This window comes from Burkholderia multivorans ATCC BAA-247, from assembly GCF_000959525.1.
Lineage (GTDB): Bacteria > Pseudomonadota > Gammaproteobacteria > Burkholderiales > Burkholderiaceae > Burkholderia > Burkholderia multivorans.
In genome coordinates this window covers 2,057,383-2,081,892 of record NZ_CP009832.1, presented here as the reverse complement: position 1 = coordinate 2,081,892, position 24,510 = coordinate 2,057,383, and the positions used below count along the sequence as shown (strand labels likewise).

Genomic DNA, 24,510 nt, shown 5'->3' with positions numbered 1-24,510 from the left:
CGGACGGGCATTCCGCCGGCGTCGGAACGGAGACGGGAGATGGATCGCTTCAAGCAGATCGAGACGTTCGTGCGCGTCGCGGACGCCGGCAGCCTCGCGGCGGCGGCGCTCGAGGAGGGCGTGTCGCCGGTCGTGCTGGGCCGGCGCATCGACGCACTCGAGAAGCGGCTCGGCGTCAAGCTGATGTACCGGTCGACGCGGCGGCTCGTCGTCAGCGAGGAGGGCGCCGCGTTCCTCGAGCGTTGCCGCGGGCTGCTGTCCGAATGGGATCAGGCCGAGAACGAGCTGGCCGCCGGGCGGCGCGCGGTCAGCGGTCACCTGATCGTATCGGCGCCGGCCGCGTTCGGCCGCAAGCACGTCGCGCCGCACGCGCCGGGCTTTCTCGCCGACAAGCCCGAGATGCAGCTGTCGTTCAACCTGACCGATCGCGTGGTCGATCTCGTGCGCGAAGGCTACGACCTGTCGATCCGGATCGGCGGGGCGGTGGATCCGAACTTCGTCGCGGTGAAGCTCGCATCGAACCGGCGCGTCGTGTGCGGCACGCCCGACTATTTCCGCCGGCACGGCCGGCCGAAGTCGCTCGACGATCTGCTCAAGCACAACTGCCTCGCGTTCAACCTGCAGGGCGGGCAGAACCGCGGCTGGTACTTTCAGCGTCACGGCAAGATCGTCACGATGCGCGTGACCGGCAATCTCGACTGCAACGACGGCGAGCTGCTGCACCGCTGGGTTGCCGAGGGGCTCGGGCTCGGCTGGCGCTCGACATGGGAAATCGCCGCGCAACTCGAGACGGGCGAGCTCGAAACGGTGCTCGACGAGTATGCGCTGCCCGACTACGACATCCTCGCCGTCTATCCGCAGCAGCGCTACGTGCCGGCGCGCGTGCGCTACTTCATCGACTACTTGCGCGATGCGTACGCGCAGCCGGGGTACTGGAGCACATCGCCGTAACCGCCGGGCGCGCCGGTCGCGGTTTTTTTCGTTTCGGGCCCGTGCGGCGGGAATAAACTCGACGCAACGCCGGTAAGGTGGTCGAGCGTGCGGCGGCGGACGGCTGGCTTTGGGCTTCGGGACTCCGGTTTCGGGGACTCGGGTCTGGGCTCGGGTTTGGCCTCGGGCCTCGGGCGGCCGGCATCGCACGCGCAGCGGGCGCGGCTTCGGCCGCCGGGATCAGGGAGGCCATGTGGGGCAAGCCGGACAGCCGGTCGATGGGCAGACAGCAGGCGATGCGGCGGCGCGCGGCGAGCGGTTTCGCGCGCTCGTGCTGCCGCACCTCGATGCCGCGTACAACCTCGCGCGCTGGCTGAGCGGCAGCGCGAGCGACGCGGACGACGTCGTGCAGGAGGCGTGCATGCGTGCGCTGCGCTTCGTCGATTCGTGCCGCGGCGACAACGCGCGGCCGTGGCTGCTGACGATCGTGCGGCACACGTGGTACAGCGAATGGCGGCGGCGCACGCATGCGCACGAAGTCGCCGCGCCCGACACGCTGGAGGACGCCGACGTGCCCGACGACTGGCAGCCGGCGACGACCGATCCGCTCGCGCAGCTGCTGCGCGGCGAAAACGTCCGGCTCGTCAACGCGGCGCTCGCGAAGCTGCCTGCCGAGTACCGCGAGGTGCTCGTGCTGCGCGAGATGGAGGATCTCAGCTATCGCGAAATCGCGGCGATCGCGGACGTGCCGATCGGCACCGTGATGTCGCGGCTCGCGCGCGGCCGTCGGCGGCTCGCCGCGCTGCTCGGCGAGGAAGCCGTGCCGGCGCGCGGCGAGCGGGCGGCGCGCACGCCGGCCGGCGGATCGGCATCGGAGGCTATCGATGGACTGTAACGAAGCGCGCGCGCTGCTGGATGCGGACGTCGACCGCGAGCTGTCGCCGCCGGATGCGCTGCGGGTCCAGCAGCACGTCGACGAATGCGAGCTGTGCCGGCGAGAGCGCGAGCGGATCGTCGCGCTCTCGCATGCCGTGCGGGCAGCCGACTATCATCGCGCGCCGGACGCGCTGCGCGCGCGGATCGCCGCGCTGCAGCCGGAGGCCGCGACTGCGCCGATGGGCGAGCGAACGGGGGCGGAACGGGCGCGCGACGGCGAATTTCAGGCGCCGCCCCAGCCGCAGCCGCGCGTCCGCCGGCGGTTTTCATGGCGCGGCGGTCGCGGTGCGTCCGCGCGCCCGGCTGCCGCGGCATCCGGCACGCGCGCGCCGGCGCTGCCGGGGCGCGGCTGGGGCGTTGCGCTCGTCGTCGCGCTGGCGGCAGCGGGCGGCATCGCGATGTCCGCGCATCGCGCAGCGACCGACCGCACGGTCGACGAACTGGTCGCGAGCCACGTGCGCGCGGGGTTGTCGGCGCGCGATATCGACGTGATCTCGACCGATCGGCACACGGTCAAGCCGTGGTTCAATGGGCGGCTCGACTACGCGCCGCCGGTCGAGGATCTCAGTGCGAACGGCTTCGTGCTCGTCGGCGGTCGGCTCGACTATGTCGACCGACGGCGCGTCGCCGTGCTCGTGTACCGCTACCGGCAGCACGTGATCGACATCTACGTGTCGCCGGCGGGCGACGGACGCGCCGCGCCGTACGCGACCGTGTCGCAGGGCTACGCGGTCGATCGCTGGACGGCGGCCGGCATGACCTGGTGGGCCGTGACGGACGCGGAGCCGTCGGCGCTCGCGGCGTTCCGGGCAGCGCTATCGGCGCGCATCGGCGCGGCCGGCGGCGAACAATGACGCCGGTTGGCGAGGCGGCGGGGCGGTGAACGACGGACACCCGACCATCCCGCCCGCGCCGGAGCCCGGCACCGCCGGAGCCCGGCACCGCCGCAGCCCGGCGCCGACGCAGCCCGGCACCGACGCACGCCGCGTTCCGTCGCGATATTCCAGAACGCACGCGCGCCGCGAGCGCCGCGCGGCACGGCAGCCGCTCAAGTGATTGAAAATACGGCCGAATCAGGCGGCAAATCGTCGATCGGCATTGCACGCGGCGCGTATCCGGGTTAGAATCTTCGGCTTCTCACTTGCCACACCGGTTCAGACGCCCGGGTGGCTTCTATCCACAAGGAGTGTGTAATGCGTCATTACGAAATCGTCTTCATCGTGCACCCCGATCAGAGCGAGCAAGTGCCCGCGATGATCGAGCGTTACAAGACCACGATCACCTCGCACGGCGGCCAGATCCACCGTGTCGAAGACTGGGGCCGTCGCCAGCTGGCCTACATGATCGAGAAACTCGCGAAGGCTCACTACGTCTGCATGAACATCGAGTGCGACCAGACGACGCTCGACGAACTCGAACACGCATTCAAGTTCAACGACGCCGTGCTGCGTCACCTCATCGTCAAGATGAAGAAGGCCGAAACCGGCCCGTCGCCGATGATGAAGGAAGTTCAGCGCGAAGAAGCCAAGAAGGCGGCTGCCGCTCAGCCGACCGAAGCGCAGGCTTAAGCTCGTCTCGATTAAGCCACCAAGGAGCACGCCACTCACGTGAACAGGTTGCAATTGACGGCAAGCGTCGTCGAGCGCGCAGCGGTGCGATACACGCCCGCCGGCGTTCCGATCGCGAGCGCGACGTTGCAGCACCGCACGGAAGTCGTCGAAGCAGGCATTCCCCGCCAGGTCGAAATGACGATCGAGGCGGTGGCGGCCGGCGACGCGAGCGGCAGGCTGGAGCAATGTGAACTCGGCGTCGAGACGCTGTTCACGGGCTTCCTGGCAAAGAAAAGCCGCAACGCGCGAACCTTGGTGTTTCACATCACAGCATTGCAGGACATTGGAAAGGACTGAACATGGCCCGCCCCACTGGTAAGAAATTCGACAAGCGTCGTCAGCAACAAAACCCGCTCTTCAAGCGCAAGAAGTTCTGCCGCTTCACGGCAGCCGGCGTCGAGCAGATCGACTACAAGGACACGGAAACGCTGAAGGACTTCATCGGCGAAAACGGCAAGATCACGCCGGCGCGTCTGACGGGTACGAAGGCGCACTATCAGCGTCAGCTGGACACGGCAATCAAGCGCGCACGCTTCCTCGCGCTGCTGCCGTACACCGATCAGCACAAGGCGTAATCAGGCGACGCAATAAGGAGAATTCGAATGCAAATCATTCTGTTGGAAAAAGTCGCCAATCTGGGCAACCTCGGCGATATCGTCAAGGTCAAGGACGGTTACGCTCGCAACTTCCTGATCCCGAACCGCAAGGCTCGCCGTGCGACGAAGGAAGCGATCGCCGAATTCGAAGTGCGCCGTGCAGAGCTCGAGAAGATCGCCGCTGAAAAGCTGGCGGCTTCGCAGGCTGTCGGCGAGAAGCTGAACGGCCAGTCGTTCGAAATCACGCAGAAGTCGGGCGTGGACGGCCGTCTGTTCGGCTCGGTCACGAACGCGGACGTCGCGGAACTGCTGAAGAAGGCCGGCTTCGACGTCGAGAAGTCGCAGGTTCGCATGCCGGAAGGCCCGCTGAAGATGATCGGCGAGCACGGCGTTCAGGTCGCGCTGCATACGGACGTCGTCGTCGACGTCACGATCAACGTGATCGGCGACCACGCGTAAGCGTACGCAACACTTGCCGGGCGGCACACGCCGCCCGGACAGGGGCAGGCGCCCGGGCAACCGGGGCCTGCCTTTTTTGTTGGCCGATCGCCGGCGACGAACTGGCGTCGCGGCCCGCAATTCGCGATAATCCCAACCCATGAACGCGCCGCAAGATCCACAAATCGAATCGCTGAAAGTCCCGCCGCACTCGGTCGAAGCCGAGCAGTCGGTGCTGGGCGGCCTGTTGCTCGACAACGCGGCATGGGACCGGATTGCCGATTTCCTGTCGCAGAGCGACTTCTATCGTTACGACCACCGGATCATCTTCGAGCATATCGGCCGGCTGATCGCCGCCACGCGTCCGGCCGACGTCGTGACGGTGTTCGAAGCGCTGACGACGTCCGGCAAGGCCGACGAAGTCGGCGGCCTCGCCTATCTGAACGCGCTCGCGCAGAACACGCCGAGTGCGGCGAACATCCGCCGCTATGCGGAGATCGTGCGCGACCGTGCGGTGCTGCGCCGGCTCGTGTCGGTCGCCGACGAAATCTCGGCCGATGCGTTCAATCCGCAGGGCAAGGAAGTCCGCCAGCTGCTCGACGAAGCCGAAGCGAAGGTGTTCTCGATCGCCGAAGAGGGCGCACGCGGCAATCAGGGCTTTCTCGAGATCGGTCCGCTGCTCACGCAGGTCGTCGAGCGGATCGACACGCTCTATCACACCGCGAACCCGAGCGACGTCACCGGCACGCCGACCGGCTTCGTCGATCTCGACCGGATGACGTCGGGCATGCACGGCGGCGAGCTGATCATCGTCGCCGGGCGGCCGTCGATGGGCAAGACCGCGTTCTCGATGAACATCGGCGAATACGTCGCGGTCGAGTACGGGCTGCCGGTCGCGGTGTTCTCGATGGAAATGCCGGGCACGCAGCTCGTGATGCGGATGCTCGGCTCGATCGGCCGGCTCGATCAGCACCGCATGCGTACGGGCCGCCTCACCGACGAGGATTGGCCGAAGCTGACGCACGCGGTGCAGAAGATGAGCGAAGCGCAGCTGTTCATCGACGAGACGGGTGGCCTGAACCCGATGGAACTGCGTTCGCGCGCGCGGCGTCTCGCGCGGCAGTGCGGCAAGCTCGGGCTGATCATCGTCGACTATCTGCAGCTGATGTCGGGCTCGTCGCAGGGCGAAAACCGCGCCACCGAAATCTCGGAAATCTCGCGCTCGCTGAAGAGTCTCGCGAAGGAACTCGACGTGCCGGTGATCGCGCTGTCGCAGCTGAACCGCGGCCTCGAACAGCGTCCGAACAAGCGCCCGGTGATGTCCGACCTGCGCGAATCGGGCGCTATCGAACAGGACGCGGACGTAATCCTGTTCATTTATCGCGACGAAGTCTACAATCCGGACAGCCCGGACAAGGGGACGGCCGAGATCATCATCGGCAAGCAGCGTAACGGCCCGATCGGTCCCGTTCGGCTCACGTTCCTGGGCCAATACACGAAGTTCGACAACTTTGCAGGGGCGCAGAACTTCTACGGCGAGTAACGCCGGATGTAAACCCCTATTTAGCCAAACGTTGTATCCCGTCCGGCGCGCGCGCATGCGCGCGTCGCGCCGTCAGCGGAAACGGTACAATGTCGCCCGTTTTCGTGACAGTCGTTTGACAATCTCTCAGGAATCCCATGTTCGGTCGATTCATGCCCACCGAGGGCAAGTTCTTTGAACTCTTCAATGCGCACGCGAAGCACATCGTTTCCGGTGGCCGCGAGCTCGAACTGCTGATCGACAATCTCGCCGACGCCGAGATTCACAAGCAAAACGTGCAGACGGCGGAGAAAGCCGCCGACAAGCTGACGCACGAAGCGATCGATCTGCTGCACAAGACCTTCATCACGCCGCTCGATCGCGACGAGATCCACAAGCTGATCACGACGATGGACGACATCCTCGACCTGATGGAAGACGTCGCGACGGCCGTGTCGCTGTACGACGTGCAGTCCGTCACGTCGGAAGCGAGCCAGCTCGCGCACATCGTCACGCAGTCGGCGCAGCACGTTCAGCAGGCCGTCGCGCTGCTGTCCGACATGAAGCAGTCCGCGCAGATCCTCAAGCAGTGCGAGGAAATCGACCGCTGGGAGTCCGAGGCCGACCGCGTGCTGCGTGCGGCGATGTCGAAGCTGTTCCGCGAGGAAGACGACGTGAAGACGCTCATCAAGCTGAAGGCGATCTACGAACTGCTCGAGGAGATCACCGACAAGTGCGAGGACGTCGCGAACATCATCGAAGGCATCGTGCTGGAAAACGCCTGAGCGGATCACGATGCATTCGATACAACTCGCCCTATGGATGGTCGCGACGCTGGTGCTCGTCGCGCTCGTATTCGACTTCATGAACGGCTTCCACGACGCGGCGAACTCGATCGCCACCGTCGTGTCGACCGGGGTGCTGAAGCCGCAGCAGGCCGTCGTGTTCGCGGCGGCCTTCAACGTGATCGCGTATTTCATCTTCCACCTGAAAGTCGCGCAGACCGTCGGCAAAGGCACGATCGATCCGGAGATCGTCGATCACTACGTCGTGTTCGGCGCGCTGGTCGGTGCGATCGGCTGGAACGTGATCACGTGGTACTACGGGATTCCGTCGAGCTCGTCGCACGCGCTGATCGGGGGGCTGGTCGGCTCCGCGCTCGCGAAATCGGGCTGGAGCGCACTGAATGTCGACGGGCTGATGAAGACCGTCGCGTTCATCTTCATTTCGCCGCTGCTCGGCTTCATTCTCGGCTCGCTGTTCATGCTCGGCGTGTCGTGGCTGTATTTCCGTACCGCACCGAGCAAGGTCGACCGGCGCTTCCGCCGGCTGCAGCTGCTGTCGGCCGGGCTCTATAGCCTCGGCCACGGCGGCAACGACGCGCAGAAGACGATCGGCATCATCTGGATGCTGCTGATCGCGTCCGGCTACGCGTCGGCGACGTCCGATGCGCCGCCTGCCTGGGTGATCGGCGCCTGCTATCTGTCGATGGGCCTCGGCACGCTGTTCGGCGGCTGGCGCATCGTGCGTACGATGGGCCAGAAGATCACGAAGCTGAAGCCGGTCGGCGGCTTCTGTGCGGAGAGCGGCGGTGCGATCACGCTGTTCGTCGCGTCGTTCCTCGGCATTCCGGTGTCGACGACGCACACGATCACCGGCGCGATCGTCGGTGTCGGCGCGACGCAGAAGCTGTCGGCCGTGCGCTGGGGTGTCGCCGGCAACATCGTGTGGGCCTGGGTGCTGACGATTCCCGCATCCGCGCTGATCGCCGCCGGCGGCTGGTGGCTCGGGCACCGGATCTTCTGATTCCGGCGCGCGATCCGGTCGCCGCTTCGAGAAAAGGGCGCCGCATGCCGAACAGGCTGCGGCGCTTTTTTTTTGCGTGCGGCAGCGCGTGTCTGCGAAGCATAGCGGTCCGTGGTCGTAGACGATGAATCGGCAGGGAAGCCGGTCACCGATGCGATCGGGAAGCAGGTGAAACGATGGCGGCTTAAGCCGCTCAATGCGGACAGCGCGCCACGATGGTGTGGGGATCCCTCGACGTACGTGAACCCAGCGTGCTGGCCCGAGGGCGTCAGTAGCTGCCGTTCGCGAAGCGGGCGATCGGGTCGTCGGCCGTGCCGGTGCGGGCGCCGACCGGCGCGGACTGCGTCGACGCGCGCAGCACCTGAACCGCGGCCGGCTCGCTGTTGCGCGACGGCGCGGCGGCGGCCGGCGGTTCGGCATCGAATGCGGCGGCTTCTGCGGCGGTCAGCGCCGTCGTCGGAATCGGCGTGCCGACTTCCGGTGTGCCGGCCGGCATCGGGTTCGACGTCGCGGCGATCGCATCGCTGCCTGCGGACGCCGCCTGTTGCCGGGCCGCGGACAAGCGGGCCGGCGGCGGCTCGTACGGATCCGCAGACGCGGCCGCCGCAGTCGATACAGTCGATACCGTCGAGACGGGCGCGGCTGCCGCGGCGACGGCCGCGGACGGTGCTGCCGATACGCGTGGTGCTTGCGTCGCCGCATAAGCCGGCGGCTGCGATGCCGCAGCCGTCACGACGGGTGCGGGGGCGGCCGGCGTCGGCGCCGATACAGCGGCCGCCGGCGTGCGCGACTCGTCGCGCCGCGCTTCGTACGTCGGCGCATCGAACGGCGTCGGCTTCGCGCGCGGGGGCGCGACGCGGCGAATGCCGTCGAAGCGCTTCGCCCAATACGGATTGGTCAGGTAATCGAGCCGCACGGTGCCGCCCGTCGACGGCGCATTCACGAAGCGCAGCTTGCCGACATAGATGCCGACATGCGAATGCGGGCGGCCGGTCGTGTTGAAGAAGATCAGGTCGCCGGGCGCGATCTGGTCGGGTTCGATCGACACGCCGCGGCTGCTCATGTCGGCCGTCGTGCGCGGCAGGTTCACGTCGGCCGCGCGGTCCATCACGTAGCGCACGAGCCCGCTGCAGTCGAAGCCGCTCGCGGGCGTGTTGCCGCCCCAGCGATACGGTACGCCGACGAGGCTCATCGCCTGGATCGAGATTTCTTCCTGGCCGACGCTGTGATCGACGAATTTCGGGAAGTTGGCGGGCGGCGGGAACGCGCGCGGCGTCTTGATCGTCATGCCGGACGAGCGCGATGCCGTCTGCGGCGGCACGCCGGAGCAGGCCGCAAGCAGCGAAACGACGGCGACGGGAACCCAGATTCGAAGCATGAAAGACGCAACGGGCGCGGCGCGCCCTGATTCGTATGACAACGGATAGGCCCGATGGTAGACGCTCCGACGGGGCTTGCGCAACCATTCCTGAGAATTTACTTGAAGTTTCGCACGTAAATCGTCCTCGTTTTCGTAACGGCGCGTTATCGACGAATCCGACCCTCGAAACAAAACGGCGCTCCGGAAGCGGAGCGCCGTCAGGCGTCGGAAACCGGCCGAGCGGCCGGCGCCGTGCGTCAGAGGATGTCGGACGCGTAGTCGGCGAGGCGTGAGCGTTCGCCGCGCGCGAGCGTCACGTGGCCGCTGTGGCCCCAGCCCTTGAAGCGATCGACGACGTAGGTGAGGCCCGAGCTGCCTTCGGTCAGATAAGGCGTGTCGATCTGCGCGATGTTGCCGAGGCACACGATCTTCGTGCCGGGGCCCGCGCGCGTGACGAGCGTCTTCATCTGTTTCGGCGTCAGGTTCTGCGCTTCGTCGATGATCAGATACTTGTCGACGAACGTGCGGCCGCGCATGAAGTTCATGCTCTTGACCTTCAGGCGCGAGCGGATCAGCTCCTGCGTCGCGGCGCGACCCCATTCGCCGGCTGCGTCGTCGGTCTTCTGCAGCACTTCGAGGTTGTCGTCGAAGGCGCCCATCCACGGTTGCATCTTCTCTTCCTCGGTGCCCGGCAGAAAGCCGATGTCCTCGCCGACCGGCACGGTCGCGCGCGTGACGATGATCTCGTTGTAGCGCTTGTCGTCGAGCACCTGCGCGAGGCCGGCCGCGAGCGCGACGAGCGTCTTGCCGGTGCCGGCCTGGCCGAGCAGCGTGACGAAGTCGATGTCGGGGTTCATCAGCAGGTTCAGCGCGAAGTTCTGCTCGCGGTTGCGCGCCGTGATGCCCCACACGTTGTTCTTGTGGTGGCTGTAGTCGCGCAGCGTCTGCAGCAGCGCCGTCTTGCCGTTCAGCTCGCGCACGATCGCATGGAACGTCGGCTCGCCGTTCTGCGGCTCGAGATAGACGAACTCGTTGACGAGCATCGACGCGACGAGCGGGCCCGTCACGCGGTAGTACGTGGTGCCCGTCTTCGTGTCCTGCCAGCTCTCCATGCCTTTCGCATGGCGGGTCCAGAAGTCCTGCGGCAGTTCGCGTACGCCGGTGTAGAGGAGATCCTTGTCCTCGAGCACCTGGTCGTTGAAGTAGTCTTCCGCGGGCAGGCCGAGCGCATGCGCCTTGATCCGCATGTTGATGTCTTTCGACACCAGCACGACCTGACGATCGGGCCGGTCGCGCTGCAGCGCGCGCACGACGCCGAGGATCTGGTTGTCGGCCTTGCCTTCCGGCAGCCCTTCGACGGGCGCGATATCGGCGAGCTTGGTCTGGAAGTACAGGCGGCCAAGCGCATCGCGATTGCCGAGGCGCGACAGCGGAATGCCGGCCGAGATCGGCCCGGCGTCGGCGACGAGCGCATCGAGCGTGCGGCTCACCTGACGCGCGTTGCGCGCGACTTCGGACATTCCTTTCTTGTGGTTGTCGAGTTCCTCGAGCGTCATCATCGGCAGATAGACGTCGTGTTCCTCGAACCGGAACAGGCTGCTCGGATCGTGCATCAGCACGTTCGTGTCGAGGACGAACAGCTTCTGCAGTTCGGCTTCGGCGGTCTTGCGCCCGCGCGCCTTGGTCGTCGCGCCCGTGTCGCGCGCCGGTGCGGCAGCAGGTTTGGCGGCGGCGGGCCGCTCGTCGCGTGCGACGACCGGTGCCGCCGGTTCCGCGGCGGCCGGCATCGGCTGCAGCAGCGCGGCGGTCTGGCGCGTCTTGCGCGTGCGCGCGGTCGCGCTCGCGGCTTCCTGCGCCGACGCGACGGCTCGCAGCGGCGCGGCGGTGTTCGCGGCTTCGGTCATCGGCTGGGCCACGCTGGCCGCGCCGTAGTCTGCGGATGTGGATGCGTCCCCTTCGGCGGTTTTCTTCGCGGCTTTCGCGGGCCGCGCTTTCGCCTTGTATTCATCGGGCGGCAGCAGGCTGCCGAGCTTGCTGGGGGCAGTAGGCAAAGGCATGGTGTCCCTCGGGAGGAATCGTGTCGCATGACGTGCGCCGCTGATCGCATCCTGCGTGATGACGCATGCAGTTTGCGCGCGGTGGCGCACAGGAATTTCGTCTAGCCGGTTCGCCTAAGTGTCGATCAACTCCTTGACGGGGTAGGGGCCGGACCGAGTGCCGGCGCGCAGTCCATAAAAAAAGCCGCTGCCCCGTGGACAGGGACATGCGGCTCGGCTGATACCGTCGTGATGCGCGTCAGATGCCGGAAAGCACCGGCGCAGCTACGAGAAATATGGGGCGAACTGGCATTCATTGCGGCCCAATATAACGCGCCTCAAAGCGCTTGTACAGCACTTAGCACGTCGTCCACGTGACCGGGTACCTTGATGCCGCGCCATGCCTGACGAAGCACGCCGTCGGCGTCGATCAGGAACGTCGAGCGCTCGATGCCGCGCACTTCCTTGCCATACATTTTCTTCATCTTGATGACATCGAACAGCGTGCACAGCGCTTCGTCGGCATCGGAAATCAGCGGGAACGGCAGTTCGAGCTTCGCCTTGAAATTGTCGTGCGAGCGCAGGCTGTCGCGCGACACGCCGACGATTTCCGCGCCGGCCTTCTTGAACTTCGGATAGAGATCGCGAAACTGCAACCCTTCGGTCGTGCAGCCCGGCGTATTGTCCTTCGGATAGAAATACAGCACGAGCTTCTTGCCCCGCAGGTCGGACAGCGAAATATCGCCGCCCGTGGCCGGCGCGGTGAAATCGGGAACTTGACGGTCTACTTCGACGGACACGTGTTTCTCCTGTTGTTATGGAAAGGCGCCGCCGCGGCGGCGCGATTCGGAGCGCGCCGCGCACCGCACGCAGCGCGGGCTCGCGCGCGAACTCAGTCGGGCTGGACGATCAGTTCGCCGGAGCGGCCGGGGATTTCGCCCCACGTGACAGGGTACGATGGCAGCGAGTCGCGGTCCAGCGTCGCGTGGTAGTCGCCCATCGTCGCAAACGTATGGCCCTGCGCACGCCAGCCGGCGAGCAGCTGTTCGAACACGGGCGCGAGCTTCTGGCCTTCGAGCTCCGCGTGCAGCGTGAACACCTGGTCGTGCGGATTGGTTTCGGTGAACTGCAGAATGTGCGCCGCGACGTTGTGCGTGTCGACGCCGTCGACGCCGAGCACTTCATCGAGCGTCGGCAGCGTGGTCGGCATCTGCACGTGCGACAGCGTGCGGCCGCGGACGACCGGCAGATACGGCGAGTGGCCGCGCCCGTCGGACGCATAACGCATGCCCCATGCGTCGATCTGCTCGAACGCCGCATCGTTCATCTGCCAGCCGGCCGCGCCGTGCGTGACGGGCGGCGCGCCGAAGATCTCGGCGAAGCGCGCGTGACTCTTCTGCATCTCGCGTACCGTCCAGTCGCGGTCGCGCATGCGGACGTTGTCCTGCCAGTACACGTGGTCCCACGTATGGATGCCGCATTCGAAGCCGGCCTCGTGGATCGCGCGCATGTCGGCGATCGCGCGGCGGCCGATGTCGGGGCCGGGCAGCAGCACGCCGTACATCAGCTGCTTCACGCCGTAGTGCTCGACCACCGACGTGCGCGACACCTTCTTCAGGAAGCCGGGCCGAAACACGCGGCGCAGCGCCCAGCCCGTGTGATCGGGGCCGAGGCTGAACAGGAAGGTCGCGCGCGCGTTGAAGCGGTCGAAGATGCGCGCGAGATTCGGCACGCCTTCGCGCGTGCCGCGCAGCGTGTCGACGTCGATCTTGAGAACGATGCGAGCCAAGCGAGCGTCCCGTCAGCCTTGTTGCTCGACGAGTGCGCGCGCGTCGGCGACATGGCCGCGATACGCTTCGAAGATCTTGCGCAGCGCGTCGTCGAATGTCGATTGCGGCGCCCAGCCGAGCTCCTGCATCGTGTTGTCGATCTTCGGCACGCGGTTCTGCACGTCCTGGTAGCCGTTGCCGTAGTACGCGCCCGACGTGGTCTCGACGAGTCGCACCTGCTTCGCGGAATCCGCATACTCGGGGAATTCGGCGGCCAGCTCGAGCATCTTGTTCGCGAGTTCGCGCACCGAGAAGTTGTTGTTCGGATTCCCGATGTTGTAGATCTTGCCCGAGGCGATGCCGTTCGGATTCTCGATGATCTTCATCAGCGCGCTGATGCCGTCGTCGATGTCGGTGAACGCGCGCTTCTGCGAGCCGCCGTCGACGAGGCTGATGTTTTCGCCGCGCACGATGTGGCCGAGGAACTGCGTGACGACGCGCGAGCTGCCTTCCTTCGGCGTGTAGATCGAGTCGAGGCCCGGGCCGATCCAGTTGAACGGACGGAACAGCGTGAAGTTCAGGCCTTCCATCCCGTAGCCCCAGATCACGCGGTCCATCAGCTGCTTCGAGCAGGCGTAGATCCAGCGCGGCTTGTTGATCGGGCCGTAGGTGAGGGCGGACGCGTCCGGGTCGAACTGCTCGTCCGAGCACATCCCGTAGACTTCCGACGTCGACGGGAACACGAGGTGCTTGCCGTACTTGACGGCCGAACGCACGATCGGCAGGTTCGCCTCGAAGTCGAGTTCGAACACGCGCAGCGGCTGCTGGACGTAGGTCGCGGGCGTCGCGATCGCGACGAGCGGCAGGATCACGTCGCACTTCTTCACGTGATACTCGACCCACTCCTTGTTGATCGTGATGTCGCCTTCGAAGAAATGCATCCGCTCGTGCTTGACGAGATCGCCGAGCCGATCGGTCTGCATGTCCATGCCGAACACTTCCCAATCGGTGGTTTCAAGAATGCGCTTCGACAGGTGGTGACCGATGAAGCCGTTCACACCCAGGATCAGGACTTTTTTTGCTTTCATGAATGACGGGAAGAATGAATGAACTGCGCGAATTCCGCGGGCGTCACGACGGTTTCGCGGCCGTCGCGCTGTTGCCGCAGTTCGAGAATGGATAGCGCGCGGCTGTCGCCGCAGACGCCGAATAGCGCATTATCGCTTACGTGCAGGCCGGGCGGCAAATTCGCCGCAGCCGCGGCGGCTGCGCTGCCGGGCGCCGCCGGGCGCGCGCGCGCGACGATAAAGCGCGTGCCGGCGAGCTCGGTGAACGCGCCCGGATACGGCGGCGCGACCGCGCGCACGAGGTTGTAGACCTGTGCGGCCGGCTGCGTCCAGTCGATGCGGCCGTCCTCGGGCTTGCGCCCGCCGTAGTAGCTGCCGGCGGCCAGATCGTTCGGCAGATGCGGCGCCTCGCCGGCCAGCAGCGCGGGCAGCACGCGCCAGAGCGTCTGCTCTGCCGCCACCGTGACCTTGTCGAACACCTGCGCGGCCGTGTCGTCGGGCAGGATCGGCACCGCGGTCTGGCCGACGATCGCGCCGGCGTCGGGCTTCGCGGCCATTTCGTGCAGCGTCGCGCCCGTTTCCGTTTCGCCGTTCAGCACGGCCCAGTTCGTCGGTACGCGACCCCGGTACTTCGGCAGCAGCGAGCCGTGCATGTTGTACGCGCCGCGCGGCGCGATCGCGAGCAGGTCGGTCGGCAGCATGTGCCGGTAGTAGAACGAGAAGATGAAATCGGGCTGCGCGTCCGATACCGCGCGGCGCAGCGCCGGATCGGCGGGGTCGGACGGCGTGACGACCGGAATGCCGTGCTCGGCCGCGACCGACGCGACGCTGCCGAACCAGATGTTCTCGTTCGGATTGTCTTCGTGCGTGACGACGAGCGCGACGTCGACACCGCGCGCGAGCAGGACCTGCAGGCAGCGCACGCCGACGTTGTGATACGCGAAAACGACCGCGCGCGGCTTCATGAGCTCGCCTCCGTGCGCGCCTTCGCGCCGGCCGGCACGGCCGGCACGCCGTCGTGCTGCTCGAGCACGGCCTGGATCAGGTAGCGCGGCCGCGCCCGCACTTGCTGATAGATGCGGCCGACGTATTCGCCGAGCAGCCCGAGCGCGAAGATGATCACGCCGAGCAGGAAGAACGTGATCGCGAACAGCGTGAACACGCCTTGCACTTCCGCGCCGACGATGAAGCGCCGCACGAGCAGCAGCACGAACAGCGCCGCGGAGCCGAGCGACAGGATCACGCCGATGAACGACAGCCATTGCAGCGGCACGACCGAGAAGCCGGTCACGAGATCGAAATTCAGGCGGATCAGGCTGTACAGCGAATACTTCGACTGGCCCGCGAAGCGTTCCTCGTGCGCGACTTCGATTTCGGTCGGGTTCTGCGCGAACGTATATGCGAGCGCCGGGATGAACGTGTTGACTTCGCCGCAGACGTTGATCGTGTCGATGATGCGGCGGCTGTACGCGCGCAGCATGCAGCCCTGGTCGGTCATCTTGATCCGCGTGATGCGTTCGCGCAGACGGTTCATCATCTGCGAGGCCTTGCGGCGCCAGAGGCTGTCCTGACGCTGCTTGCGGATCGAGCCGACGTAGTCGTAGCCCTCGCGCATCTTCGCGATCAGCTTGCCGATTTCTTCGGGCGGATTCTGCAGATCGGCGTCGAGCGTGACGACGATCTCGCCGCGCGACTGCGCGAAGCCGGCAAGGATCGCCATGTGCTGGCCGTAGTTGCCGTTGAGCAGCACGACGCGCGTCGTGTCGGGACGCACGTGGAACTGGTCGGCGAGCATCGCGGCCGAGCGGTCGCGGCTGCCGTCGTTGACCAGGATCACTTCGTATGACGTGCCGAGCGCGTCGAGCGCCGGATAGAGCCGCGCGAACAGCGCGGCGAGGCCGTCTTCCTCGTTATACACGGGGATCACGACCGACACTTCCGGACTCGTCGCGCCCGGATGGCCGGCGCGTGCTTCAAGGTGATTCATGTACGCTTACTTTCCGTATTGTTCGCAAATCTGGTTGGTGGCATCGACGACGCGGCGCACGTCGTCTTCCGTCATCTGCGTAAACAGCGGCAGCGTGACGGTCGATGCGCCGTAGCGCTCCGCATGCGGGAACATGCCTTCGCGGAAACCGCGTGCGCGGTACAGCGTGAACAGATGGATCGCCGGGTAATGGACGCCCGTGGCGATGCCGCGTTCCTTCATCTGCGCCATGAAGTCGGCGCGCGAGATCGACAGCCGGTCGAGCGGCAGCGTGATCTGGAACATGTGCCAGTTGCTGTTCGTGAAATCGGCGACCGGCAGCCCGACGCCGAGCCGCACCGCCGCGCCGCCGTCGAATGCCGCGAAGTAGGCGCGCGCGAGCGCGCGGCGCTGCGCGGTGAAGCGCTCGAGGTGCGGCAGCTGGCCGAGGCCGACGCGCGCGGCGACGTCGGTCAGGTTGTACTTGCCGCCGAGCACGTCGCAGTCCATGCCGTCGAAGCCGCTGCGCGTGATGCCCTGCAGCCGGTATTTCTGCGCGAGCGTCGCCTCGGCCTCGTCGTTCAGCACGAGCGCGCCGCCTTCGATCGTCGTCAGGTTCTTGTTCGCGTGGAAGCTGAACGACACGATGTCGCCGATCGCGCCGATGCGCTTGCCGTTCCACGTCGAGCCGAGCGCCTGCGCGGCATCCTCGACGACGCGCAGCCCGTGTGCGCGCGCGATCGCGTACAGCCGGTCCATGTCGACCGGCAGGCCGGCCAGATAGACGGGGATGAGCGCCTTCGTGCGCGGCGTGATCGCCTGTTCGAGCTTGTCGAGATCGATGTTGCGCGTGACGGGGTCGATGTCGGCGAAGACGGGCGTCGCGCCGGTCTCGAGGATCACGTTGCTCGTCGACACCCACGACGCGGGCGTCGTGATCACTTCGTCACCGGGGCCGACGCCCGCGATGCGCAGGCCGATCTCGAGCGTGCAGGTGCCGGAGTTGAACGCGCGCACCGGGCGGCCGCCGCAGTACTCGGAGAGCGCGGCCTCGAACTTCTGGCACTGCGGGCCCGTGGTGATCCAGCCCGAGCGCAGCACCTCGACGACGCCCTGAATGGTTTCCTCGTCGATCTCGGGGCGGGTGAACGGCAGAAACGGAGCGGTAGTCTGGCTCATGAACGCATAGCCTGTAATGGCGTGTAATAAAAGGGTCGGGCGATCCGTCCGAAACCGGCATTAAACACCGGTTGGCGGATTCGTAGCGTGATTTTTTGTAGGCGGGCGCTTAACGCCGCCGCGCTCAGCTGCGCGCGAGCACGAGCACGCCGACCAGGATGATGCCGATGCCGACGAGCCGCTGGACGGACAGCACCTCGCCGAACAGATACCAGGCCGCGAACGCGTTGACGACGTAGCCGAGCGACAGCATCGGATACGCGATCGACACGTCGACGCGCGACAGCCCGACGATCCAGACGACGACGCTCAGCACGTAGCAGCCGAGGCCGCCGATGATCGGCAGCTGCGTCGCGATCTTCAGACCGACCGGGATGATGTTCGCACGGCTGAATTCGAAGTGTCCAACGGCGTTGACGCCGGCCTTCAGCAGAAGTTGCGCGCACGCGTTGAGCAGCACGCCGGTGATGATGCAGACGAACGAAATCGGGTTCATGCGGCGGGCGTCCTTACGATTGCGGTTTCTCGACGATCACGCGGCGGTTGTCGCGCGCGATCACGCGCATCGGCACCTGCTGCTTGACGAGCGCGTCGTATTCGCCGGGCGGCATGATCGCGAGCGCGTGCGTGTCCTGCTTCCAGCGCGCGATCCACTCGTCGACGGTCGGAACCCATTTGTTCGGCTCGACCGAGATGCCGAACGCCAGCTCGTCCTGGCGATGCACCATGATCGTCGTGTGACCGACGTAGAACGGGAACGTGTGGTCGAGCATCTCGATTGAGTAGAACGGCGTGTCGGGCGGCAGCTTCGCGAGCTCGGCGCGCACGGCGGGCGCGAGCAGCGCCCCGGAGCTATAGCGGCCGAACTCGTCGTGGCCCGTGCCGCCGATCGTGCCGAAGATCAGCCACGCGGCGCCGAACGCCGCGAGCGCGGCCGTCACGCCGGCGCGGCGGTTCAGCCATGCGGCGACGAGCGTCAGCACGGCGGCGATCGCGAGGCCGACGTAGAGCCAGATCTGGAACGCGCGATACAGCGCGTTCGGCGTGCGCGCGTCGCCCTGGTATGCGAGGAAGATGATTCCGAACGCGGCGGCGACGAAGAACACGAGATAGCCGAGCAGGTGGCGCCGGAACCGGTCGGCGCCGAGCAGCGGCAGATAGGCGCCGATGATCAGCGCGAGCGCCGGCGCGACCGGCAGCACGTACGAGATCAGCTTCGAATGCGACGCGCTGAAGAACAGGAAGATGAATGCGCTCCAGATCAGCAGCACGAGCATCGGCGAGAAGCCGTTCGGCTGGCGCGGCATGCGCAGCGCGTGGCGCACGCTCTGCCACGCAACCGACAGCCACGGCAGGAAGCCGACCAGCAGCACCGGCACGAAATAGTAGAACGGGCCCGGCCGGTTCTGCTCCGGTGTCAGGTAGCGGCGGAACTGCTGGACGATGAAGAAGAAATTGAAGAATTCCGGGTTGCGCTGCTGGACGAGCACGAACCACGGCGTCGCGATCGCGAAGAAGATCACGAGGCCGCTCACCAGATAGAGGCGCTTCCACAGCGCCCAGTCGCGTGCGATCAGCGTATAGAGCACGAGCACCGCGCCGGGCAGGATTACGCCGACCAGCCCCTTCGACAGCACCGCGAACGCCATCGCGGCCCAGCACACCCACATCCAGCCGCGCACGGCGGCGGGGCGCAGCCCGGGCCGCTGCGCGAGCAGCAGCGCGCAGAGCGACAGCGCCATCCAGAACGCGAGCCCCATGTCGAGCGCGTTGAAGTGCCCCATCAGGTTCCAGTACGGCGAGCATGCGAGCACGACGGCGGCGAGGAAGCCGGACAGCGGGTTGAACAGGCGCGCGCCGGTGAAGCCGACGAGCAGCACGCCCGCGAAGCTCGCGAGCGCCGTGTAGAGGCGTGCCTGCCATTCGCCGATACCGAACCACGCGAACGTCAGCGCGTTGAGCCAGGTCTGCAGCGGCGGCTTCTCGAAGTACTTGTAGCCGTTGTAGCGCGGCGTGATCCAGTCGCCGGTCACGAACATCTCGCGCGCCATTTCGGCGTAGCGGCCCTCGTCGCTCGGGATCAGATGGCGCATGCCGAGCGGCGTGAACCAGATCACCGCGAATACGACGAGCAGTAGGACGAGCACGATGCGATTGAGCGGTAGCCTCGACGGCGTATCGTTCATGGAGTTTCAGCCTGTTGGTTGTTGTGATGGGCCGCCGGCGGGTGGCGCCGCGGCAGGCGGCTTGCCGGGGTGGCCGGCGTACCGGCCGGAGTTTTACCGCATCGGCGCTTAACGTTCAATTAAGAGCGCGGCCGCGACTTTGCGGCCTTCGGCCATCAGGATGTTGTAGGTGCGGCACGCGGCCTGGAAGTCCATCGTCTCGACGCCGATGCGCTGTGCGGCGAGTGCGGCGACGAGCCGCGGGTGCGGAAAGCGCAGCCGGGCGCCGCTGCCGAAGATCACGACCTCGGGCGCCGGGTCGAGCAGCATCGCGAAATGCTCGGGCGTGAGCGCGTCGAACGACGACACCGGCCAGGCGCGGACCGGTGCGCCGGGCAGCACGATGACGCTCGTTTCGTGGCGTTCGAGGTTGACGTCGACATAATCGGGGCCGTAGCCCGTGACGGTGTTGAGCGCGCCGCTCGCGTCCTGGTGCAGTTTCAAATCGGTATTCCGCGGTTTCCGTAGTGGGAATGGGGTCGGGCCGCGCGGGCCCGGGCAGCCGGTTTCGCGCCCGACGCGCGCGGGACGCCTGACGGCGCGGGCCCGGCGCGGCTTTGGTGCATTGCGAAAGTCGGCCAAAATCCGCTAAATTATAACTTTTTGGTCGCCTGCGGGCGCCACTTGCGTCGTGCGCCGCCACAAGCCGCGTCCGGACCGCCGCTTTTTCCCAGCCTAGACAGCGCGCACAGACCGGCCGCTCTCCAGTTTTGATCCCGTCCCCCCGGCCGCGAGGCCAACCCAGGAACCGTGTCGTCGTGAAACCGATTCAGAAGTCGAACAAGCTGCTCAACGTCTGCTACGACATCCGTGGCCCGGTGCTCGAGCACGCGAAGCGCCTCGAGGAAGAAGGCCACCGCATCATCAAGCTGAACATCGGCAACCTTGCGCCGTTCGGGTTCGACGCGCCGGACGAGATCATCCAGGACATGATCCGCAACCTGCCCACGTCGTCCGGCTATTCGGACTCGAAGGGCGTGTTCTCCGCGCGCAAGGCGGTGATGCACTACACGCAGGAAAAGGGCGTCGTCGGCGTCGGTCTCGACGACATCTACATCGGCAACGGCGCGTCCGAGCTGATCGTGATGGCGACCCAGGCGCTGCTGAACGACGGCGACGAAGTGCTGCTGCCCGCGCCCGACTATCCGCTCTGGACGGCCGCGGTGAGCCTGTCGGGCGGCACGCCCGTGCACTATATCTGCGACGAGCAGAACGCCTGGATGCCCGATCTCGACGACATCCGCCGCAAGATCACGCCGAACACGAAGGCGATCGTCGTGATCAACCCGAACAACCCGACGGGCGCGCTCTATTCCGACGAATTGCTGCTCGAGCTGCTCGCGATCGCGCGCCAGCACGGGCTGATCGTGTTCGCCGACGAGGTGTACGACAAGATCGTCTACGACGGTCTCGAGCACACGGCGATGGGCGCGCTCTCCGAGGACGTGATCACGGTCACGTTCAACAGCCTGTCGAAGAGCTACCGGTCGTGCGGCTACCGCGCGGGCTGGATGGCCGTGTCGGGCCTCGGCGGCGACAACCGCCGGCGCGCGAAGGACTATCTCGAAGGGCTCGGCATCCTGTCGTCGATGCGGCTCTGCGCGAACGTGCCCGGCCAGTTCGCGATCCAGACGGCGCTCGGCGGCTACCAGAGCATCAACGAACTGATCGTGCCGAGCGGGCGCCTGTACAAGCAGCGCGAACTCGCGTACGACATGCTCACGTCGATCCCGGGCGTCACCTGCGTGAAGCCGCAGGCCGCGCTCTACATGTTCCCGCGCCTCGATCCGAAGCTGTATCCGATCCAGAACGACCAGCAGTTCATTCTCGACCTGCTGCTCGAGGAGCGCGTGCTGCTCGTGCAGGGGACGGGCTTCAACTGGCCCGCGCCGGATCACTTCCGCGTGGTGTTCCTGCCGAACCTCGACGACCTGACCGATTCGATCAACCGGATCGCGCGCTTCCTCGACGGCTATCGCAAGCGCCATTCGGTCTGAGCGGCGCCATCGCACGGCATTCATTACTTTTCATTCATCGACCACACGCAGCATGGAACCGATCAAAGTTGGCCTGTTGGGCTTCGGCACGGTAGGCAGCGGCACCTTCACGGTGCTGCGCCGCAACCAGGAAGAAATCAAGCGACGCGCAGGACGCGGCATCGAGGTTGCGCGCATCGCCGTGCGCAACCCGGCCAAGGCGCAGGCCGCGCTCGCCGGCGATGCCGGCGGCGCGCAGATCACCGACGACTTCAACGCGGTCGTCGACGATCCGTCGATCGCGATCGTCGCCGAGATGATCGGCGGCACCGGCATCGCGCGCGAGCTCGTGCTGCGCGCGATCGCGAACGGCAAGCACGTCGTGACGGCGAACAAGGCGCTGCTCGCGGTGCACGGCACCGAGATCTTCGAGGCCGCGCGCGAGAAGGGCGTGATGGTCGCGTTCGAAGCGGCCGTCGCGGGCGGCATCCCGATCATCAAGGCGCTGCGCGAAGGGCTGACCGCCAACCGCATCCAGTACATCGCCGGCATCATCAACGGCACGACGAACTACATCCTGTCGGAAATGCGCGACCGCGGGCTCGACTTCGCGACCGCGCTGAAGGCCGCGCAGGAACTCGGCTACGCGGAAGCCGATCCGACCTTCGACATCGAAGGCGTCGACGCCGCGCACAAGGCGACGATCATGAGCGCGATCGCGTTCGGCGTGCCGGTGCAGTTCGACCGCGCGTACGTCGAAGGCATCAGCAAGCTCGACGCGACCGACATCCGCTATGCGGAAGAGCTCGGCTACCGGATCAAGCTGCTCGGCATCGCGCGCCGCACCGAGCGCGGCATCGAGTTGCGCGTGCATCCGACGCTGATTCCGGAGAAGCGTCTGCTCGCGAACGTCGAGGGCGCGATGAACGCGGTCGTCGTGCACGGCGACGCAGTCGGTACGACGCTGTACTACGGCAAGGGTGCGGGCGCGGAGCCGACCGCGTCGGCGGTCGTCGCCGATCTGGTCGACGTCACGCGCCTGCATACGGCCGATCCCGAGCATCGCGTGCCGCATCTCGCGTTCCAGCCGGACAGCCTGTCGAACACGCCGATCCTGCCGATCGACGAAGTGACGAGCGGCTACTACCTGCGTCTGCGCGTTGCCGACGAAACCGGCGTGCTCGCCGACATCACGCGCATCCTCGCCGATTCGGGCATCTCGATCGACGCGCTGCTGCAGAAGGAATCCGAGCAGGTCGACGACGCGAACGGCGAAACCGACATCATCCTGATCACGCACGAGACGCTCGAGAAGAACGTCAATGCGGCGATCGCGCGTATCGAGAGCCTGTCGACGGTCGTGTCGAAGGTGACGAAGCTGCGCATGGAAGCGCTGAACTGAGGACGACGCAATGAACTACATCTCCACGCGCGGCGCCGGCATCGGCGAGCGCCACACGTTCTCCGACATCCTGCTCGCCGGTCTCGCGAAGGACGGCGGGCTCTATCTGCCGGCCGAGTATCCGCAGGTGTCGGCCGACGAGCTCGCGCGCTGGCGCGCGCTGCCGTACGCGGATCTCGCGTTCGAGATCCTGTCGAAGTTCTGCGACGACGTGCCGGCCGACGATCTGCGTGCGATCGCGCGCCGCACGTATACGGCCGACGTCTACCGCCACACGCGCCACGGCGAGAACGCGCACGACATCACGCCGCTGAAGACGCTCGGCACCGAGCACGGTGCGCCGCTCGCGCTGCTGGAGCTGTCGAACGGGCCGACGCTCGCGTTCAAGGACATGGCGATGCAACTGCTCGGCAATCTGTTCGAGTACACGCTCGCGAAGCACGGCGAGACGCTGAACATCCTCGGCGCGACGTCCGGCGACACGGGCAGCGCGGCCGAATACGCGATGCGCGGCAAGGCCGGCGTGCGCGTGTTCATGCTGTCGCCGCACAAGAAGATGAGCGCGTTCCAGACGGCGCAGATGTACAGCCTGCAGGATCCGAATATCTTCAACCTCGCGGTCGAGGGCGTGTTCGACGACTGCCAGGACATCGTGAAGGCCGTGTCGAACGATCACGCGTTCAAGGCGCAGCACAAGATCGGCACGGTGAACTCGATCAACTGGGCACGCGTCGTCGCGCAGGTCGTCTACTACTTCAAGGGCTATTTCGCGGCCACGCGCTCGAACGACGAGCGCGTGTCGTTCACGGTACCGTCGGGCAACTTCGGCAACGTCTGCGCGGGCCACATCGCGCGCATGATGGGGCTGCCGATCGCGAAGCTCGTCGTCGCGACCAACGAGAACGACGTGCTCGACGAGTTCTTCCGCACCGGCGCGTACCGCGTGCGCAGCGCGGAGAACACCTATCACACGAGCAGCCCGAGCATGGACATCTCGAAGGCGTCGAATTTCGAGCGCTTCGTGTTCGACCTGCTCGGCCGCGATCCGGCGCGCGTGATGCAGCTGTTCCGCGACGTCGAGGAGAAGGGCGGCTTCGATCTCGCGGCGAGCGGCGATTTCACGCGCGTCGCGGAGTTCGGCTTCGTGTCGGGCCGCAGCAGCCACGCCGACCGTATTGCGACGATCCGCGACGTGTTCTCGCGCTACGGCACGACGATCGATACGCATACGGCCGACGGCGTGAAGGTCGCGCGCGAGCATCTCGATGCCGGCGTGCCGATGATCGTGCTCGAGACCGCGCAGCCGATCAAGTTCGGCGAGACGATCCGCGAGGCGCTCGAACGCGAACCCGAGCGGCCCGCGGCGTTCGACGGGCTCGAGTCGCTGCCGCAGCGCTTCGAGGTCGTGAAGGCCGACGCGCAGCAGGTCAAGGACTTCATCGCCGCGCACACGCGCGCCTGACGGGCGGCCGGGCGCGACGCCCGGGCAGCGCGGCACGGCCGGAACGCCGATTCGTCCAACGGATCGCGTTCCGGCCGTTTCGTTTGGCGGCGCCGCTCGATCGATAGCCACCGGCGCTTCAGTGCAGCATCAGTGCGGCGCGCCGGCGCCGATCACAGTTTCCGCATGCCGGCCATATCGCGCGTGCGCGCGACGGCGTCGCTACAATGACGTATTGCGTTCAATCCCCC

Annotated in this window: 24 protein-coding genes and 1 pseudogene; 14 read left to right on the top strand and 11 right to left on the bottom strand. The window is 66.4% G+C overall.

Annotated elements, in window-relative coordinates; genetic code table 11:
- Positions 1 to 39: 39 nt before the first annotated feature.
- The 10 genes from NP80_RS22045 (at position 40) to NP80_RS22000 (ending at position 7,838) form a co-directional block, all read left to right on the top strand.
- Complete coding sequence (locus tag NP80_RS22045; RefSeq protein WP_006402291.1) at positions 40 to 951, top strand: LysR family transcriptional regulator; 912 nt, start codon at positions 40 to 42, stop codon at positions 949 to 951.
- A gap of 232 nt (positions 952 to 1,183) precedes the next feature.
- Positions 1,184 to 1,825, top strand: coding sequence for an RNA polymerase sigma factor (locus tag NP80_RS22040; RefSeq protein WP_012213216.1), 642 nt, complete (start codon positions 1,184 to 1,186; stop codon positions 1,823 to 1,825).
- Positions 1,815 to 2,720, top strand: a complete 906-nt coding sequence (locus NP80_RS22035; protein WP_045594151.1) for an anti-sigma factor family protein — start codon at positions 1,815 to 1,817, stop codon at positions 2,718 to 2,720. The genes NP80_RS22040 and NP80_RS22035 overlap by 11 nt, the downstream gene beginning before the upstream one ends.
- A gap of 339 nt (positions 2,721 to 3,059) precedes the next feature.
- Positions 3,060 to 3,434 (top strand): 30S ribosomal protein S6, encoded by a 375-nt coding sequence (rpsF, locus tag NP80_RS22030; protein WP_006402295.1) that lies wholly within the window; start codon positions 3,060 to 3,062, stop codon positions 3,432 to 3,434.
- Positions 3,435 to 3,473: 39 nt separating this feature from the next.
- Positions 3,474 to 3,773: a primosomal replication protein N gene (gene priB, locus NP80_RS22025; protein WP_006402296.1), complete on the top strand. Its 300-nt coding sequence runs from the start codon at positions 3,474 to 3,476 to the stop codon at positions 3,771 to 3,773.
- A 2-nt stretch (positions 3,774 to 3,775) separates the two neighbouring features.
- Entirely contained in the window at positions 3,776 to 4,051 is a 276-nt protein-coding gene (gene rpsR / locus NP80_RS22020; protein ID WP_004193360.1) for a 30S ribosomal protein S18, read from the top strand.
- 27 nt (positions 4,052 to 4,078) lie between these two features.
- Positions 4,079 to 4,531, top strand: coding sequence for a 50S ribosomal protein L9 (gene rplI / locus NP80_RS22015; RefSeq protein ID WP_006402297.1), 453 nt, complete (start codon positions 4,079 to 4,081; stop codon positions 4,529 to 4,531).
- Positions 4,532 to 4,670: 139 nt separating this feature from the next.
- The gene (locus tag NP80_RS22010) at positions 4,671 to 6,053 is read left to right on the top strand and encodes a replicative DNA helicase (RefSeq protein ID WP_006402298.1); all 1,383 of its coding nucleotides are present in this window, start codon (positions 4,671 to 4,673) and stop codon (positions 6,051 to 6,053) included.
- A 137-nt stretch (positions 6,054 to 6,190) separates the two neighbouring features.
- The gene (locus tag NP80_RS22005; protein WP_006402300.1) at positions 6,191 to 6,817 is read left to right on the top strand and encodes a DUF47 domain-containing protein; all 627 of its coding nucleotides are present in this window, start codon (positions 6,191 to 6,193) and stop codon (positions 6,815 to 6,817) included.
- A 10-nt stretch (positions 6,818 to 6,827) separates the two neighbouring features.
- The gene (locus NP80_RS22000) at positions 6,828 to 7,838 is read left to right on the top strand and encodes an inorganic phosphate transporter (protein ID WP_006402301.1); all 1,011 of its coding nucleotides are present in this window, start codon (positions 6,828 to 6,830) and stop codon (positions 7,836 to 7,838) included.
- Between the two features lie 268 nt (positions 7,839 to 8,106).
- Here the strand turns inward: NP80_RS22000 and NP80_RS21995 are convergent, their stop codons facing one another.
- Together NP80_RS21995 and NP80_RS21990 are read right to left on the bottom strand one after the other, a co-directional pair.
- A complete protein-coding gene (locus tag NP80_RS21995; RefSeq protein WP_045594150.1) occupies positions 8,107 to 9,216 on the bottom strand; it encodes a C40 family peptidase in 1,110 nt (369 codons plus the stop codon).
- 239 nt (positions 9,217 to 9,455) lie between these two features.
- Positions 9,456 to 11,255: a PhoH family protein gene (locus NP80_RS21990; protein WP_006407793.1), complete on the bottom strand. Its 1,800-nt coding sequence runs from the start codon at positions 11,253 to 11,255 to the stop codon at positions 9,456 to 9,458.
- Between NP80_RS21990 and NP80_RS31950 the strand changes: the two are divergent.
- Positions 11,205 to 11,392, top strand: a pseudogene (locus NP80_RS31950) (hypothetical protein). The gene NP80_RS21990 and the pseudogene NP80_RS31950 sit on opposite strands and share 51 nt — an antisense overlap.
- Positions 11,393 to 11,572: 180 nt before the next feature.
- Here NP80_RS31950 and NP80_RS21985 read toward each other — a convergent pair.
- From NP80_RS21985 to NP80_RS21945, 9 genes are all read right to left on the bottom strand, one after another.
- A complete protein-coding gene (locus NP80_RS21985; protein ID WP_006407794.1) occupies positions 11,573 to 12,034 on the bottom strand; it encodes a peroxiredoxin in 462 nt (153 codons plus the stop codon).
- Positions 12,035 to 12,126: 92 nt separating this feature from the next.
- Complete coding sequence (locus tag NP80_RS21980) at positions 12,127 to 13,023, bottom strand: polysaccharide deacetylase family protein (protein ID WP_006408893.1); 897 nt, start codon at positions 13,021 to 13,023, stop codon at positions 12,127 to 12,129.
- 12 nt (positions 13,024 to 13,035) lie between these two features.
- Positions 13,036 to 14,091 (bottom strand): bifunctional UDP-4-keto-pentose/UDP-xylose synthase, encoded by a 1,056-nt coding sequence (locus NP80_RS21975; RefSeq protein WP_006402307.1) that lies wholly within the window; start codon positions 14,089 to 14,091, stop codon positions 13,036 to 13,038.
- Entirely contained in the window at positions 14,088 to 15,035 is a 948-nt protein-coding gene (locus NP80_RS21970; RefSeq protein WP_006407796.1) for a formyltransferase, read from the bottom strand. Before NP80_RS21970 ends, NP80_RS21975 begins: the two co-directional genes overlap by 4 nt.
- The gene (locus NP80_RS21965) at positions 15,032 to 16,057 is read right to left on the bottom strand and encodes a glycosyltransferase (protein ID WP_006402309.1); all 1,026 of its coding nucleotides are present in this window, start codon (positions 16,055 to 16,057) and stop codon (positions 15,032 to 15,034) included. The genes NP80_RS21970 and NP80_RS21965 overlap by 4 nt, the downstream gene beginning before the upstream one ends.
- Before the next feature lie 6 nt (positions 16,058 to 16,063).
- On the bottom strand, positions 16,064 to 17,215 hold the full coding sequence (locus NP80_RS21960; RefSeq protein ID WP_006407797.1) for a DegT/DnrJ/EryC1/StrS family aminotransferase: 1,152 nt from the start codon (positions 17,213 to 17,215) through the stop codon (positions 16,064 to 16,066).
- A gap of 124 nt (positions 17,216 to 17,339) precedes the next feature.
- Positions 17,340 to 17,711: an EamA family transporter gene (locus tag NP80_RS21955; RefSeq protein ID WP_006407798.1), complete on the bottom strand. Its 372-nt coding sequence runs from the start codon at positions 17,709 to 17,711 to the stop codon at positions 17,340 to 17,342.
- 13 nt (positions 17,712 to 17,724) lie between these two features.
- Positions 17,725 to 19,401 carry a glycosyltransferase family 39 protein gene (locus NP80_RS21950; RefSeq protein ID WP_006408896.1) on the bottom strand — a complete coding sequence of 559 codons (1,677 nt, stop codon included), beginning with the start codon at positions 19,399 to 19,401 and terminating at the stop codon, positions 17,725 to 17,727.
- 108 nt (positions 19,402 to 19,509) lie between these two features.
- Positions 19,510 to 19,884, bottom strand: coding sequence for an Mth938-like domain-containing protein (locus NP80_RS21945; RefSeq protein ID WP_006402313.1), 375 nt, complete (start codon positions 19,882 to 19,884; stop codon positions 19,510 to 19,512).
- Between the two features lie 314 nt (positions 19,885 to 20,198).
- Here NP80_RS21945 and NP80_RS21940 point away from each other — a divergent pair, with 314 nt between their 5' ends.
- From NP80_RS21940 to thrC, 3 genes are read left to right on the top strand one after another with little or no spacing between them, the layout of a single operon-like run.
- Positions 20,199 to 21,437 (top strand): pyridoxal phosphate-dependent aminotransferase, encoded by a 1,239-nt coding sequence (locus NP80_RS21940; protein WP_006402314.1) that lies wholly within the window; start codon positions 20,199 to 20,201, stop codon positions 21,435 to 21,437.
- Positions 21,438 to 21,489: 52 nt separating this feature from the next.
- Positions 21,490 to 22,818 (top strand): homoserine dehydrogenase, encoded by a 1,329-nt coding sequence (locus NP80_RS21935; protein ID WP_006407802.1) that lies wholly within the window; start codon positions 21,490 to 21,492, stop codon positions 22,816 to 22,818.
- A gap of 10 nt (positions 22,819 to 22,828) precedes the next feature.
- The gene (thrC, locus tag NP80_RS21930) at positions 22,829 to 24,280 is read left to right on the top strand and encodes a threonine synthase (protein ID WP_006408891.1); all 1,452 of its coding nucleotides are present in this window, start codon (positions 22,829 to 22,831) and stop codon (positions 24,278 to 24,280) included.
- The last annotated feature ends 230 nt before the right edge of the window (positions 24,281 to 24,510 follow it).

Bases quoted from the DNA above. Each gene is read 5' to 3' on its own strand.
- NP80_RS22045 (WP_006402291.1), top strand. From the start codon at position 40: ATGGATCGCTTCAAGCAGATCGAGACGTTCGTGCGCGTCGCGGACGCC.
- NP80_RS22035 (WP_045594151.1), top strand. From the start codon at position 1,815: ATGGACTGTAACGAAGCGCGCGCGCTGCTGGATGCGGACGTCGACCGC.
- rpsF (WP_006402295.1), top strand. From the start codon at position 3,060: ATGCGTCATTACGAAATCGTCTTCATCGTGCACCCCGATCAGAGCGAG.
- rpsR (WP_004193360.1), top strand. From the start codon at position 3,776: ATGGCCCGCCCCACTGGTAAGAAATTCGACAAGCGTCGTCAGCAACAA.
- rplI (WP_006402297.1), top strand. From the start codon at position 4,079: ATGCAAATCATTCTGTTGGAAAAAGTCGCCAATCTGGGCAACCTCGGC.
- NP80_RS22010 (WP_006402298.1), top strand. From the start codon at position 4,671: ATGAACGCGCCGCAAGATCCACAAATCGAATCGCTGAAAGTCCCGCCG.
- NP80_RS22005 (WP_006402300.1), top strand. From the start codon at position 6,191: ATGTTCGGTCGATTCATGCCCACCGAGGGCAAGTTCTTTGAACTCTTC.
- NP80_RS22000 (WP_006402301.1), top strand. From the start codon at position 6,828: ATGCATTCGATACAACTCGCCCTATGGATGGTCGCGACGCTGGTGCTC.
- NP80_RS21995 (WP_045594150.1), bottom strand. From the start codon at position 9,216: ATGCTTCGAATCTGGGTTCCCGTCGCCGTCGTTTCGCTGCTTGCGGCC.
- NP80_RS21990 (WP_006407793.1), bottom strand. From the start codon at position 11,255: ATGCCTTTGCCTACTGCCCCCAGCAAGCTCGGCAGCCTGCTGCCGCCC.
- NP80_RS21975 (WP_006402307.1), bottom strand. From the start codon at position 14,091: ATGAAAGCAAAAAAAGTCCTGATCCTGGGTGTGAACGGCTTCATCGGT.
- NP80_RS21970 (WP_006407796.1), bottom strand. From the start codon at position 15,035: ATGAAGCCGCGCGCGGTCGTTTTCGCGTATCACAACGTCGGCGTGCGC.
- NP80_RS21965 (WP_006402309.1), bottom strand. From the start codon at position 16,057: ATGAATCACCTTGAAGCACGCGCCGGCCATCCGGGCGCGACGAGTCCG.
- NP80_RS21960 (WP_006407797.1), bottom strand. From the start codon at position 17,215: ATGAGCCAGACTACCGCTCCGTTTCTGCCGTTCACCCGCCCCGAGATC.
- NP80_RS21955 (WP_006407798.1), bottom strand. From the start codon at position 17,711: ATGAACCCGATTTCGTTCGTCTGCATCATCACCGGCGTGCTGCTCAAC.
- NP80_RS21950 (WP_006408896.1), bottom strand. From the start codon at position 19,401: ATGAACGATACGCCGTCGAGGCTACCGCTCAATCGCATCGTGCTCGTC.
- NP80_RS21935 (WP_006407802.1), top strand. From the start codon at position 21,490: ATGGAACCGATCAAAGTTGGCCTGTTGGGCTTCGGCACGGTAGGCAGC.
- thrC (WP_006408891.1), top strand. From the start codon at position 22,829: ATGAACTACATCTCCACGCGCGGCGCCGGCATCGGCGAGCGCCACACG.